Origin of the sequence: Neobacillus sp. NPDC058068 (assembly GCF_042885335.1) — a bacterium.
Classification (GTDB): domain Bacteria; phylum Bacillota; class Bacilli; order Bacillales; family Cytobacillaceae; genus Neobacillus.
In genome coordinates this window covers 225,050-238,787 of record NZ_JBHVSI010000004.1, presented here as the reverse complement: position 1 = coordinate 238,787, position 13,738 = coordinate 225,050, and the positions used below count along the sequence as shown (strand labels likewise).

The 13,738-nt window shown below is 42.9% G+C and carries 15 protein-coding genes; 11 read left to right on the top strand and 4 right to left on the bottom strand.

All coding sequences use genetic code 11. From position 1 onward, the window contains the following. Nucleotides 1–9: 9 nt before the first annotated feature. The gene (locus tag ACFVSW_RS06995; protein WP_387313924.1) at nt 10–978 is read right to left on the bottom strand and encodes an ABC transporter substrate-binding protein; all 969 of its coding nucleotides are present in this window, start codon (nt 976–978) and stop codon (nt 10–12) included. 192 nt (nt 979–1,170) lie between these two features. On the opposite strand from ACFVSW_RS06995, the gene ACFVSW_RS06990 reads away from it, so the two are divergent. The 4 genes from ACFVSW_RS06990 to ACFVSW_RS06975 all read left to right on the top strand — a co-directional run bounded on the left by ACFVSW_RS06990 (nt 1,171) and on the right by ACFVSW_RS06975 (nt 4,892). After that, nucleotides 1,171–2,175 (top strand): FecCD family ABC transporter permease, encoded by a 1,005-nt coding sequence (locus ACFVSW_RS06990; protein ID WP_387314122.1) that lies wholly within the window; start codon nt 1,171–1,173, stop codon nt 2,173–2,175. Beyond that, complete coding sequence (locus ACFVSW_RS06985) at nt 2,172–3,227, top strand: FecCD family ABC transporter permease (RefSeq protein WP_387313922.1); 1,056 nt, start codon at nt 2,172–2,174, stop codon at nt 3,225–3,227. The genes ACFVSW_RS06990 and ACFVSW_RS06985 overlap by 4 nt, the downstream gene beginning before the upstream one ends. A 74-nt stretch (nt 3,228–3,301) precedes the next feature. Next, nucleotides 3,302–4,120: an ABC transporter ATP-binding protein gene (locus tag ACFVSW_RS06980; RefSeq protein WP_387314119.1), complete on the top strand. Its 819-nt coding sequence runs from the start codon at nt 3,302–3,304 to the stop codon at nt 4,118–4,120. Beyond that, complete coding sequence (locus ACFVSW_RS06975; protein ID WP_387313921.1) at nt 4,113–4,892, top strand: IucA/IucC family C-terminal-domain containing protein; 780 nt, start codon at nt 4,113–4,115, stop codon at nt 4,890–4,892. The genes ACFVSW_RS06980 and ACFVSW_RS06975 overlap by 8 nt, the downstream gene beginning before the upstream one ends. Before the next feature lie 106 nt (nt 4,893–4,998). Here ACFVSW_RS06975 and ACFVSW_RS06970 read toward each other — a convergent pair whose 3' ends face one another. The 3 genes from ACFVSW_RS06970 to ACFVSW_RS06960 form a co-directional block, all read right to left on the bottom strand. Beyond that, complete coding sequence (locus tag ACFVSW_RS06970; protein WP_387313919.1) at nt 4,999–5,337, bottom strand: spore coat protein; 339 nt, start codon at nt 5,335–5,337, stop codon at nt 4,999–5,001. Between the two features lie 17 nt (nt 5,338–5,354). After that, nucleotides 5,355–5,648, bottom strand: coding sequence for a hypothetical protein (locus tag ACFVSW_RS06965; protein ID WP_387313916.1), 294 nt, complete (start codon nt 5,646–5,648; stop codon nt 5,355–5,357). Nucleotides 5,649–5,751: 103 nt separating this feature from the next. After that, the gene (locus ACFVSW_RS06960; RefSeq protein WP_024031016.1) at nt 5,752–5,883 is read right to left on the bottom strand and encodes a YuzL family protein; all 132 of its coding nucleotides are present in this window, start codon (nt 5,881–5,883) and stop codon (nt 5,752–5,754) included. A 211-nt stretch (nt 5,884–6,094) separates the two neighbouring features. On the opposite strand from ACFVSW_RS06960, the gene ACFVSW_RS06955 reads away from it, so the two are divergent. The 7 genes from ACFVSW_RS06955 to ACFVSW_RS06925 all read left to right on the top strand — a co-directional run bounded on the left by ACFVSW_RS06955 (nt 6,095) and on the right by ACFVSW_RS06925 (nt 13,642). Then, entirely contained in the window at nt 6,095–8,479 is a 2,385-nt protein-coding gene (locus ACFVSW_RS06955) for a 3-hydroxyacyl-CoA dehydrogenase NAD-binding domain-containing protein (RefSeq protein WP_387313914.1), read from the top strand. A 163-nt stretch (nt 8,480–8,642) separates the two neighbouring features. Further along, nucleotides 8,643–9,818 (top strand): acetyl-CoA C-acetyltransferase, encoded by a 1,176-nt coding sequence (locus ACFVSW_RS06950; protein ID WP_387313912.1) that lies wholly within the window; start codon nt 8,643–8,645, stop codon nt 9,816–9,818. 25 nt (nt 9,819–9,843) lie between these two features. Continuing rightward, complete coding sequence (locus ACFVSW_RS06945) at nt 9,844–11,628, top strand: acyl-CoA dehydrogenase family protein (protein ID WP_387313910.1); 1,785 nt, start codon at nt 9,844–9,846, stop codon at nt 11,626–11,628. 226 nt (nt 11,629–11,854) lie between these two features. Then, a complete protein-coding gene (locus ACFVSW_RS06940; protein ID WP_387313907.1) occupies nt 11,855–12,211 on the top strand; it encodes an arsenate reductase family protein in 357 nt (118 codons plus the stop codon). A gap of 70 nt (nt 12,212–12,281) precedes the next feature. After that, on the top strand, nt 12,282–12,665 hold the full coding sequence (gcvH, locus tag ACFVSW_RS06935; protein ID WP_387313905.1) for a glycine cleavage system protein GcvH: 384 nt from the start codon (nt 12,282–12,284) through the stop codon (nt 12,663–12,665). A 304-nt stretch (nt 12,666–12,969) separates the two neighbouring features. Next, nucleotides 12,970–13,326 (top strand): toprim domain-containing protein, encoded by a 357-nt coding sequence (locus ACFVSW_RS06930; protein WP_387313903.1) that lies wholly within the window; start codon nt 12,970–12,972, stop codon nt 13,324–13,326. Between the two features lie 7 nt (nt 13,327–13,333). After that, the gene (locus ACFVSW_RS06925) at nt 13,334–13,642 is read left to right on the top strand and encodes a thioredoxin family protein (RefSeq protein WP_387313900.1); all 309 of its coding nucleotides are present in this window, start codon (nt 13,334–13,336) and stop codon (nt 13,640–13,642) included. The last annotated feature ends 96 nt before the right edge of the window (nt 13,643–13,738 follow it).

Sequence of the window (13,738 nt, the reverse complement as noted above, 5' to 3'; positions counted from 1 at the left end):
ACTTCAATCTTATTTTTTCAAAAAGATCTTTTCAATATCATCTAGCATTAGGTTGGCTGCCAGCACGCCTCCAGCTGTGTTCCAAATCGTATCGTTCACCTTGTGGACTTCACCTTTCTTGGCTACCTCAAGGTTCTTAAATAGAGGATCGGCAATCCATTCCTTTTCCAATTGCGAGCCTTTGCCATCCCCAGTTTCGTAAGTAAAGTAGAAAAGGATATCGCCATCCATCGCTGGAATACGTTCTTTCGTGACATTTCTTTCGGCAAAATCATCTACATTTTGACTTTCTGGACGGGCGAAGCCAAGATCATTTAATATGACACCTGAGAACGTATCTTTATGATATATCCGAACCTCTCCAGCCATAAAACGAACCATAGATACCTTCATATTCTTTTTATCGCCAAGCTTTTCTTTAATGTCCGCAATGCGGGAATCGTAATTTTGCAGGACTTCATTTCCTTTATCCACTTTATTTAACGCTTTAGCATACAATTTGAAGTTTTCCTTCCAGTCGCCGCGAAGCGTTTCTGCAAACACAGTCGGGGCAATCGCACTTAATTGTTCATAAATTTTTTCCTGACGCATTTTATTGCCAATAATGAGATCTGGTTTTAGGGCAGCAATTGCTTCCACGTTGACTTCACTTTCAACTCCCACTACTTTAACTTCCTTCATTTTATCAGCAATGTGGTCATACCATGGATCTCCGGTAAACGATTTAACGGCACCAACAGGAGTCACACCCATCGATAACAACGCTTCAGTTCCTTCGTTTGTTAAAATAACAACCCTTTTCGGTGTTCCTTTAATTGACGTGGAGCCCATTGCATGGTCAACCGTGTAACTTTTTTCGGCAGCCGTCGTTGGAGTGTCTTTCTTTTCTGTTGTCTTCTCGTCCGTGCCGCCGCATGCAGCCAATAATAAAATCGCGATGACCGAGAAAAGGGATAGTAATGTTTTAATAGCTTTCATGAAATATGTATCCTCCTTAAAAAATGTAAATGATAATCATTTTCAATGACACCCTTATCATAAAATGAATGAAAGGACGATGTCAACGGTTAATTGAAAATGATTTTCATAGTCATTGACAATCATTATCAATTAGAGATAAACTAAACCTATAACAATAACTACAGACGATGCTAGAAAGGTTTCAATATGATGCTGTTAAAAACTAGGCAATTAAAATGGGCGGGACTTTTCGCCGCCATATTACTGATGCTGCTGCTAATATGTGCCAGTGTCATTTATGGCTATACCGAAACAAGCTGGCGAACCGCCATCGATACCTTTACGAATTATAATGGCTCAAATCAACATATCATTATTAAAACCGTGAGACTTCCGCGCGCGTTAATTGCTTCCGCAGTTGGGGCAAGCCTGGCAATTGCCGGTGCGCTAATGCAAACCTTAACAAAAAACCCGCTGGCATCACCGGGAATCTTTGGCATTAATGCCGGGGCAGGTTTTGCCGTGGTTGTCGCAGTTACCTTATTTTCAGTGAATGACTTGCAAGCCTTCAATGGCCTGGCCTTCATTGGTGCAGCAGTTGCCGCGATCAGCGTTTATGCCATCGGCTCCTTTGGAAGAGAAGGGTTAACTCCGATGAAACTGACATTAGCTGGTGCAGCAATCGCGGCAATGTTTTCTTCCTTTACACAGGGGTTATTGGTTATTGATGAAGCGTCGCTCGAGCAGGTTTTGTTTTGGCTCGCCGGGTCTGTCCAGGGGCGAAAATTGGAGACATTGCAAAACGTTTTACCTTACATAGGTATAGGCTGGATTGGTGCCGTTCTTATCGCCGGAAAAATGAATATCCTGTCCATGGGGGAAGATGTCGCCAAAGGACTGGGTTTAAACACTGGTTTGCTAAAAATAACCGTCGGCGTGCTTGTAATTTTATTAGCCGGCGGTGCTGTAGCAGTCGCCGGTCCGATTGGCTTTGTTGGCATTGTCGTCCCTCATATTACGAGAGCAATCATCGGGATTGATCATCGATGGGTCATTCCCCTATCCGGTATTCTTGGAGCGATACTGCTGCTTGCAGCCGATATCGGTGCTAGATATATTTTAATGCCCTCCGAAGTACCAGTCGGGGTCATGACAGCGATCATTGGCACTCCTTTCTTTATTTACATTGCAAGAAGGGGGTTAAATGGCCGATGAATAACTATAAAAATTTCCGTCCTTTTAAGGGGAAACTCTCCTTTTTAATTGATCGAAAAGCTGCCTTTATTTTTACAATCCTTTTAGTTATCACTTTCTTTGTTTTTGTCATTAGCACGGGAACAGGAGAGATGAAAATTAACCCGCTTACCGTGGTAAAAGTGTTATTCGGCGGCGGCCCAGAGATGGAGTCACTGATTATCAAATCGTTCCGGTTGCCAAGAATTATTGTTGCGTTACTGGTTGGTATTTCATTAGCAGTTGCCGGCGGGATATTACAAGGGATGATTCGCAATCCGCTGGCCTCACCGGATGTCCTTGGGATTACAGGGGGAGCTGCAGTTGCAGTGGTCGCTTTTCTCGCTATCTTTAGCGATAAAAATAATGCCTTAACCGTTAGTATCTCCTGGTTGCCGTTAGCCGCATTTTTAGGTGCAGGGGTTGTGGCTTTCTTAGTCTACCTTCTTGCATGGAAAAATGGTGTTTCCCCCATCCGGCTCGTGTTAATCGGAATCGGTATATCAACGTTAATGCAGGCCTTAACGACATTAATGATGATTATGGGGCCGATTTATCAGGCAAGTCAGGCGAATATTTGGATTACCGGGACGGTTTATGGTTCCAATTGGAAAAACGTCGCAACGCTCGTTCCTTGGACAGTTATTTTTCTCATTATTGCCATCGTGGCAGCGAGGACAATTAATATTCAAGAGCTTGGCGATGAGGTTGCCACCGGTTTAGGCGGCAAAGTGCAAAAACAACGATTTCTGCTATTAATGATCAGCACCGCCCTGATTGGAAGCTCGGTCGCGTTTGCCGGGGGGATTGGCTTTGTTGGCTTAATGGCGCCGCATATGGCGAGAAGGTTAGTGGGCTCCTCGTTTGGTGCACTGCTGCCGACATCGGCCCTAATTGGCGGAATTCTTGTCATGATTGCGGATTTAATCGGGCGGACGCTGTTTTCACCATTAGAAGTGCCTGCTGGAGTATTTACAGCTGGAATTGGTGCGCCATACTTTATTTACTTACTTTTTAAAACAAGAAACGCTTAAAACGAAAAATGCAGGTGAAGGCAATTTCACACGCCTGCCGTCTCGATAAAAGCTAAAAAGGAGCTGGCAAGATGATGAATGCGATTGAAACGAAGAATTTATCCCTTTCCTATGGAGAGACACTCATTATAAATGAGTTGGATTTGAAAATCCCTAAAGGTGAAATTACCGTTTTTATTGGCGGAAATGGCTGTGGAAAATCAACGCTTCTTCGTTCAATCGCCCGTCTCTTGAAGCCGAAGTCCGGGGGCGTGCTTCTTGAAGGGAAAGCAATCGCCAAGCTTTCGACAAGGGAAATTGCGAAAAAGATGGCTATCTTGCCGCAGTCACCTACCGCACCCGAAGGATTAACCGTTCTTCAGCTCGTCAAACAAGGCCGTTATCCGCATCAATCATGGTTAAAGCAATGGTCTGAAGAAGATGAGAAAAAGGTAAATGATGCCTTGAAGGCGACGCGTCTGGAAGAATTAAAGGAAAGAACCGTCGATTCTCTTTCCGGCGGACAAAGACAGCGTGCCTGGATTGCGATGACCTTGGCCCAGGATACCGATATTATCCTATTAGATGAACCAACAACCTACTTAGATATGACCCACCAAATCGAAATTCTTGACCTGCTTTTTGAATTAAATGAAAAGAAAAAGCGGACTGTTGTCATGGTGCTCCACGATCTTAACCTTGCCTGCCGCTATGCCCATAATGTGGTGGCGATAAAGGACCAGCAAGTGTATGCCCAAGGGCTGCCTGAGCAAGTCATCAATCGCAGTCTTGTCAAAAATGTGTTTGGCATGGACTGTGAGGTCACAATGGATCCATTATTTGGGACACCGCTATGCATTCCCTATGGAAAAGGAAGATGTATTTTAAACAAGGCGGTCGCGTCCAATGGCTGACAACATTCTTCAATTGAAAAAATATAGGTTTACTGAAAGCTTGGATCATTCATTCATTGCTGCGGATTTGCTGGATGAGTCGTACCTTAAGGACTTTATGGGAAATTTGGCCAAGACCCTCGGTGCCCCTTCGGACAAAATAGCTGCATCCATTTTTATGAAAAGGTATGCTTTTTTAGCGGTCATCTCCCTTTATGCGATGACTGTCTGGAATAAAAAAATGAATGTCTCATTAGATAATGTAAAAATGGAACCAGCCGAACCAGAAAAGGATTGGTTTCCTTCCATTTCTCTAACGGATTTAACTCTTTTGGATTGGGATGGGAAGGATCGTTCTGACTGGCGGAAAGGTGTTATCAAGGACCTATTTGCCAACAATATTTCTCCGATAATCATAATGCTGGAAAAAACAATCGGAATTTCAAGGCTGATCTTGTGGGAAAATATTGCTGTCTACTTATTCTGGATGTATGAAACCGAATTAAAAGATATCGAGAACGATAATATTGCGAATGACTTCGATTATTTAATTTCTGAAGCAGAGGGACAATTATTTGGTCGATACAACGTGAATCCATTACAAAAATACTTTGGTGAAAAAACGTATATGGAGGAACGGGATCAGCAGATAAGAATAAGAAAAACTTGTTGCTATACTTATCAGCTGCCAGCAGGCAAGCGCTGCAAAACCTGCCCATGTACCCATTCTGCAAAGGATGGAAGATGTCAAGATGGAGAAAATGTTTGCGGCTCAGATCGAAACTTTGCATGAAAAGTGAAGCACATGATTCATGAAATTAAACAGCTGAATGAGCAGCATCGGAAATCAGCACAGATATAAAAAACCGGAGGATTCCAAATTTCCTCCGGTTTTTTCCTTATTGCACCGTCCCGCCGCTCGGAAACTGATTCGTATATCCCTGAAACTGCTGATACGATTGCTGCAGCTTTTGTTGGTCTGCCTGCTCAATCGCATACCAGCCTTTTCTAAACATCAGGTCATAAAGATCACGCTGGCATTGCTGTGTTTCCGTGAAAATCTGCATAATGCCCTGGTACAATCCTTGATGACTAGCTTCATGCATTGCCATGCTATACGAGCTGGTCATATATTTTTCTGTTGTCAGTAAATCATTAATGAAATCGCGCTCGTTCATTTGTGGTGTCTTTGGGACTTGTGTTTCCGGATTTTGAATCTTTTGCTGGTTTTGATTCATTTTAATAATTCCTCCTACTATTGCATGTTGTTAAGCGGCTGTTGCTGACTCGCGTGTATGCCTAGATGCTGAAGCAGCTGCTGGTAATGGCGCTGATGCATTTGGCCGCACTTTTCTGCTTCTGCCTTCAACTCGGGATCCTGGCACTGAGCCGCAAAAAAGTGTGCTTTCTTGGCAGAGAGTAAATTCCACGACATCATGTCCGTTAAATAAAGGGAATCCTTTGTTGAAACGATTCCTGGCGGCTGCTGCATCGTCATTTGCTGATTCTGCATGTTCATGTTTGGCATATTCATATTTTGCTGCTGCATAATACCCCTCCTGATTAAGTGAACTATTTACGATTATATGGTCTCTCAAATAGGGATTTTTATACAATAATAAAAACAGGCTGAAGCACTCAGCCTGTTTCCACTATCGCTTGTATTGGTTATTCTGGCTGTTTTGTTTGTCTTTCCCAGCAGCTTCGTATCCCGGGCCGCCATTGCCCTTCACACTAGCGGCACTTACACCTGCTTTGGAAGGATCCTTTTTCACTCTCGCCATCATTATCACCTCAGGAAATAGCATGCCCAAACAGGGGATTTATGTTGCGAAAAATAAATATTCAAAAAAATTTCAATTTTCCGCACTTATCTGTTGCAGGAATTTTCAAAATCTTTTATAGTAAATAGTAACAGAACTCATTCAATTATGTATTTTTTTTGACAAAAAAATGAATGAGTATTCATTCAAAGTGTTGAAGGGGGAGACAATGTTGAACCAATTGATTAAAAAAGCAGCGGTACTGGGGTCCGGGGTAATGGGCGCAGGAATAGCCGCCCATCTAGCAAACATCGGTATTCCAACATTATTATTGGATATTGTGCCGCGCGAATTAACGAAAGAAGAGGAAGCAAAGGGACTTACATTAGCAGATAAACAGGTACGCAATCGTATCAGTGCTGCCAACCTTCAAAAATTATTAAAGCAAAAGCCGGCACCGCTGGCAGTTAAGAAGAACATTGCGCTTATTGAAGCAGGAAACCTTGAAGACGATTTAGTCCAGCTGAAAGATGTTGATTGGGTGATCGAAGTGGTCATAGAAAACCTCAACGTCAAAAAACAAGTTTTTGAAAAAGTCGACCAATATCGTAAAACCGGCAGTATTATCAGCTCTAATACCTCTGGAATCTCAGTAGAAGCAATGGTAGAAGGACGCTCCGACGATTTTAAAAAGCATTTCCTTGGAACACACTTCTTTAACCCGCCGCGCTATCTGAAATTGCTGGAAGTGATTCCGTCTCAATATACGGCCCCGGAAGTCCTTTCGTTTATGAAAACCTTTGGTGAGGATGTGTTAGGAAAAGGCGTTGTTGTGGCAAAGGATACACCAAACTTTATTGCCAACCGAATTGGCACTTATGGCCTCCTAGTTACCGTTCAAGAGATGCTAAAACGCGGTTACAGCGTTGGTGAAGTAGATTCCATCACTGGTCCGTTAATTGGCCGGGCGAAAAGCGCCACCTTCCGCACGCTGGATGTTGTCGGTTTGGATACCTTCTATCACGTTGCCAATAATGTGTATGAAAAAGTGGAAGGCAAAGAAAAAGAAGTTTTCGCAGTACCTGAATTTATGAAGAAAATGCTTGATAATGGATGGCTTGGAAGCAAATCCGGACAAGGTTTCTTTTTGAAAAAAGGCAAAGAGATACTTGAACTCGATCCAGTAACATTAGAATACGGTCCACGCAAAAAACTGTCTGCGCTTTCTGTTGAGCTAAGCAAGCAGGAAAAAGACACAGCGAACAAATTGAAAGCGCTTATATATGCAGATGATCGTGCCGGACAATTCTTATGGAATACTTTATCTGCTTCGCTCGTATACTCTGCACAGCTTCTAGGTGAAATTGCCGACAATATCGTCGCGATTGACCGTGCAATGAAATGGGGCTTCGGCTGGGATATGGGTCCTTTTGAAGCATGGGATGCCATTGGCGTTGAAAAATCCGTCAAAAAGCTGACAGAAGCCGGTGTGGAAGTTCCAGGATGGGTAACGGAAATGCTGGAAAAAGGAAATTCATCCTTCTATTTAGAAGAAAATGGCGAGCTGTTCTTCTATCATAACGGTCAATATAGACTAGTAGAATACAATCCAAAGGCAATCGACCTGAAAAAAATAAAGGAACAAACAGGTGTAATTAAAAAGAACAGCGGTGCGAGCTTAATTGATCTTGGCGATGGCGTTGCGCTGTTAGAATTCCATTCACCAAATAACGCAATTGGTCTCGATATTGTCCAAATGATAAATTTTGCGGTTGATGAGGTTGAGAAAAACTATAAAGGTCTTGTCATTGGCAACCAAGGAAAGAACTTCTGTGTCGGCGCGAACCTTGCCATGATGTTAATGGAAGTGCAGGATGACAATATTTTTGAACTTGATATGATTGTCCGCCAGCTTCATAAGGCCTTGTTGAAGGTAAAATACAGCTCGAAGCCGGTTGTCGCTGCCCCATTTGGAATGACGCTTGGCGGCGGAGCAGAGGTATGCATGCCGACAGCACATATCCAAGCATCAGCCGAAACGTATATGGGTCTTGTCGAAGTGGGTGTCGGCCTGCTTCCAGGCGGCGGTGGAAATAAAGAGCTTTACATGAAGCATTTAGAAAACCTGCCTAACGGCGTCCCATTTGACTTGCAAAACGTGGCCAACAAAGTATTTGAAACGATTGCGATGGCGAAGGTTTCAACTTCTGCTGAAGAAGCACGGGAGAATAATTTCTTAGATGCTTCAGATGGAATCAGCGTCAATAGCGATCATCTAATCCACGATGCGAAACAAGCCGTCCTGTCGCTGCATGAACAAGGCTATAAGCCAAAAGTGCGCAGAAAGGTTCCGGTAGTAGGGGAAACTGGCTATGCGACGTTGCTGCTTGGTGCAGAAGCGATGCGCTTATCCGGCTATATTTCTGAGCATGATTTAAAAATTGCGAAAAAAATTGCTTATGTAATCGCCGGCGGTAAAGTGCCGTTTGGAACCGAAGTCGACGAGCAATATTTATTAGATTTAGAAAAAGAGGCTTTCCTAAGCCTGATTGCAGAGCCGAAATCACAGCAGCGCATGCAGCATATGCTTGTGAAGGGGAAACCGTTAAGAAACTAATAGCCGGGTTCAGGACCCCTTTGTCAAAATTTCAGAGCACGAAAGCACAGGGTCAGCCCCCTCTTACAAAATTTCGTGAATAAAAAAGTGTGGAGCTAGAGGTCAGACACCGAAAATAATAGATTCGTATTTTTCTAAAATGAAAGAAAGCGAGGGAACTTGCATGAGAGAAGCGGTAATCGTTGCCGGAGCTCGTACCCCGGTTGGTAAGGCAAAGAAAGGAACGCTTGCCCATGTTCGCCCCGATGATTTGGGAGCATTGGTAGTAAAAGAAACATTAAAGCGAGCTGGGAATTATGAAGGAAATATTGATGATTTAATCATTGGTTGTGCAATGCCGGAAGCAGAGCAAGGCAATAACATGGCCCGCAATATCGGAGCATTAGCAGGGCTTCCATATACTGTTCCTGCGATTACCATTAATCGTTTCTGTTCATCAGGATTACAGGCAATTGCCTATGCGGCACAGGGAATCATGCTTGGACACACTGACACGGCCATCGCAGGCGGTGCAGAATCGATGAGCCTGATTCCGATGATGGGGCATGTCGTCCGTCCAAATATCAAACTTGCTGAAACAGCTCCGCAATATTATATGGGTATGGGTCATACCGCAGAACAAGTAGCGCTGAAATATGGAATTTCCCGCGAGGATCAAGACGCCTTTGCGGTAAGGAGTCATCAGCGTGCAGCTAAAGCGATTGCGGAAGGCAAATTCGCCGATGAAATTGTCCCGGTCGATGTGACGGTCCGCACTGTTGGAAATGACAATAAACTTGTTGAAAAAACAATCCAGTTTTCGCAGGACGAAGGGGTTCGTTCCGACACAAACCTCGAAGCACTTGCGAAACTTCGCCCTGCTTTTTCGGTGTCAGGCACTGTAACGGCAGGTAATGCTTCGCAAACAAGTGACGGGGCTGCAGCACTGATGGTAATGGACCGTGAAAAAGCAGAGACGCTCGGCCTTAAGCCATTAGCAAAATTCAGATCGTTTGCGGTTGGCGGCGTCCCGCCGGAAATTATGGGTGTCGGTCCTGTTGTTGCGATTCCAAAAGCCGTCAAGCTCGCCGGACTTGAGCTTTCTGACATTAAACTTTTCGAATTGAATGAAGCCTTTGCCTCGCAATCACTGCAAGTTATTCGGGAGCTTGGATTAAATGATGAAATCGTTAACGTAAATGGCGGCGCGATTGCCCTTGGCCACCCGCTTGGCTGTACGGGAGCAAAATTAACGCTGTCACTCATTCATGAATTAAAGCGCAGAAATGAACAATTCGGTGTTGTGACGATGTGTATCGGCGGCGGCATGGGCGCTGCTGGAGTATTTGAGCTAATTTAAAAAAACGGATTAGGAGGAAATTTTCATGACAAACGAAACAAAAAAGTTCATTAAAGGCGGCAGCTTTTTAATCGAAGATATTTCGTATAAAGATATGTTAACACCGGAAGATTTTACTGAAGAGCATTTAATGATTGCCAAGACAGCTGAAGACTTCGTTGAAAAAGAAGTTCTTCCACAGCTTGAATATCTAGAAAAACATGAATTCGATCGGACTGTAAAGCTGCTTAAAAAAGCAGGCGAACTTGGTCTTTTAGCTGCAGATGTACCTGAAGAATATGAAGGCCTCGCCTTAGATAAAATTACTTCATCCCTGCTTACGGAAAAAATGTCCAGGGCTGGCGGTTTCTCGCTTTCCCACGGAGCTCATGTGGGGATTGGTTCACTGCCAATCGTGTTATTCGGTAATGATGCGCAAAAGAACAAGTATTTGCCTGCTCTTGCTTCAGGTGAACAGCTTGCCGCCTACGCATTAACCGAGCCAGGCTCAGGTTCCGATGCCCTTGGCGCAAGAACAACTGCAAAATTAAACGTCGAGGGTACCCACTATATCCTAAATGGTGAAAAGCAATGGATTACCAATGCCGGCTTTGCTGATATTTTTGTAGTTTATGCAAAAATAGATGGCGAGCACTTCACCGCCTTTATCGTGGAAAGAGAGTTCCAGGGCGTTTCCACTGGCGCTGAAGAGAAGAAAATGGGGATTAAGAGCTCATCTACCCGCACGCTTATTTTAGAGGATGTTCCTGTACCAGTTGAAAATTTATTAGGTGAATTCGGCCGCGGCCATGTGATTGCATTCAACATCTTAAACATTGGTCGTTATAAATTAGCGGTCGGCGCTGTCGGCGGTTCCAAAACTGCCTTTGAAATGACCGTTAAATATGCAAATGGCCGCCAGCAATTCAAAACACCGATTTCCCAATTTAATTTAACAAAAGAAAAATTCGGCACAATGGCTTCGAAAATTTATGCGGCCGAAAGTTCCGTGTATCGGACAGTTGGACTATATGAAGATAACCAGGGCCAGCTTTCAACAGAAGATGCCAAAGATATTAAGAAAGTGGCAAATTCCATTGCTGAATATGCAATCGAGTGCTCGGTTAATAAATTCTTTGCCAGTGAAGTGTTAGATTATGTCGTCGATGAAGGTGTGCAAATTCATGGCGGTTACGGCTTTATGCAGGAGTATCCAATTGAAAGAGCCTACCGTGATTCCCGTATCAACCGTATTTTTGAAGGAACGAACGAAATCAACCGTCTATTGGTGCCAGGCACTTTCTTGAAAAAGGCATTCAAAGGTGAGCTGCCATTATTCCAAAAAGCAATGGCACTCCAAGAGGAACTTATGATGTTAATGCCGGAAGAGCCAGGCGATGAGCCGCTGGCGCAGGAAAAACATCTTGTAAAAAATGCGAAAAAAATTGGCTTATTAGCAGCAGGATTGGCCGCGCAAAAATTTGGCAAAGCGCTTGAAAAAGAGCAAGAGATACTCGTAAATATTGCTGATATTGCTTCAAATGTATACGCCATGGAATCTGTAGTCTTACGAACCGAAAAGGCGATTGCTAAAGACGGCTTAGAAAAGAGCAATCAAAAGCTTCTGTATACGCAAATCTTCTGTCAGGAAGCATTCAATAAAATTGAAGCAGATGCTAAAGAAACATTAATAGCGATTGAACAGGGCGATACACTTCGGATGATGTTGTCGTCACTTCGCAAATTTACGCGTCATACACCAATCAATGTAATCGCGAAAAAACGTGAAGCAGCCGATGTGGTAATCGAAGCTGAGCGTTATATCGTTTAAAAAACCTGAGCCCCTTCATTTGGAGGGGCTTATTTCGGCGGATAGCTTTTCTAACAGGAATTAGTGCTTGTTTTCTTAATAAAATAATTTTTGTCAAAATGATGCAGGATTTTCTCGAAATTAGTCGAATTTCTTTGGTGAAGACGACAATACTTTTTGCGTTAGAAAAAAGTTATGGTAATATTCAAGTGATGCATAAATGTTAGGCAGGAGGGCGGTGAAACGAATGTCTCTGACATTTTACTGGTATCCAAAATGCGGTACATGTCGAAATGCGAAGAAATGGCTGGATGCGCATCATCTGCCTTATGAAGAAGTACATATTGTTGAAAATCCTCCGTCGCGTGCGGAATTGCAGGGATTTTTACAAAAAAGCGGTCTGGAATTAAAGAAATTTTTTAACACTAGCGGTTTAAAATACCGCGAATTAGGGATAAAAGACAAAATGAAATCTGCTTCTGAAGATGAACTGCTTGATATCCTTGCATCTGACGGCATGTTAATCAAAAGGCCGATTTTAACCGATGGAGAACACGTCACAGTAGGCTTTAAAGAAGAAGAGTACGAAAAAATGTGGCTGTGAGCATTTACTAACGGAAATCGATTTATTTCGATGATAGATTTTAGAAAACACAATGGAGGGATTTTTGCTAATGAGTACACCAAAAGAATTACGTTATTCTGAAGAACATGAATGGGTAAAGATTGAAGGGGAAAAAGTGCGCGTCGGAATCACGGACTTTGCACAGCATGAACTAGGCGATATCGTATTTGTTGAGCTGCCTGAAGTCGGCGATGAGATTTCGGCTGATGAACCATTTGGCAGTGTTGAATCTGTTAAGACCGTTTCTGAGCTTTACGCACCAGTAAGTGGCAAAGTAGTGGAAGTAAATGAAGATTTAAGTGACAGCCCAGAATTTGTAAATGAATCACCATATGAAAAAGCATGGATGGTTGTCATTGAACTATCTGACTCAAGCGAGCTCGACAAGCTGATGACCGCTGAACAATATGAAGCAATGACTAAGGAAGGCTAATCATAATTGGAAAAAGCACTTTTCAAAGGTGCTTTTTCTCTTAGTCGATAGGAAAGTAAACTTTCCTATCAGACATAAGTGCAACTACGCCTCTGTCTTCGCCTAACGGCTCGCCAGTCGGCGAGTTTTCTTTATTTTTCCAACATCTCTTCTGCTTTAAATTGGGAAGTATATAATAAAGTCGGACAAATTCCTATTTTAAATATGACAATAGTGCTATAGTTAACATACTAAGAAGAAAAACACACGAAATTAATATTTTAGAATATGTTAACATAAACAACTTCTATTACAGGTGATGGATATGAATGATTCGTATGTTGACAAAGTTCTTATTGTTGAAGGAAAGTCAGATAAAAATAAGGTAAAGCGGATTGTAAAGGAACCAGTAGAAATCATTTGTACAAATGGAACCATCAGTTTTACGAAACTAGATGAATGGATTGAATTTCTTGAAGACAAGGATGTCTATATCCTTGTTGATGCGGATAAAGCTGGCGAAAAGCTTCGCAAGCAATTTAAACGGGAATTCCCCCAAGCTGAACATTTATATATTGACCGAATGTATCGCGAGGTCGCAACTGCCCCGGTGCACCACTTGGCGACCGTTCTAATGGGCGCGAATATTGATGTTCATACAGAGTATTTAGAAATGAGTTAATGAGCATATGAACGAATGGAATCGAAATGATTTAGCTGCTTTTCTTGATGATCGAGGAAGCGGCCTGCTATATTTTTATACCCCTCTATGCGGCACCTGCCAGGTTGCTTCAAGGATGCTAGTCGTGCTTGAGGAACTTGTAAAGGTTAATATGGGAAAAATGAACTTGAATTTTTATCCCGATATTGCTGCGCATTTTGGCATCGAAAGTGTCCCATGCCTGCTAATTGTGCAAAACGGCAAGGTCAAAGAAACCATTTACGCTTTTCATTCCGTACCATATTTACTTGAAAAAACAAAACAATATCTCACCTAAGCAGATGCAGAGTGCATCTGTTTTTTTGTTGGGGAAATTTTGATCCCAGAGTGCCCTTTTCAACACTTTCCAAAAAATTCAGCCACAACTGAAATA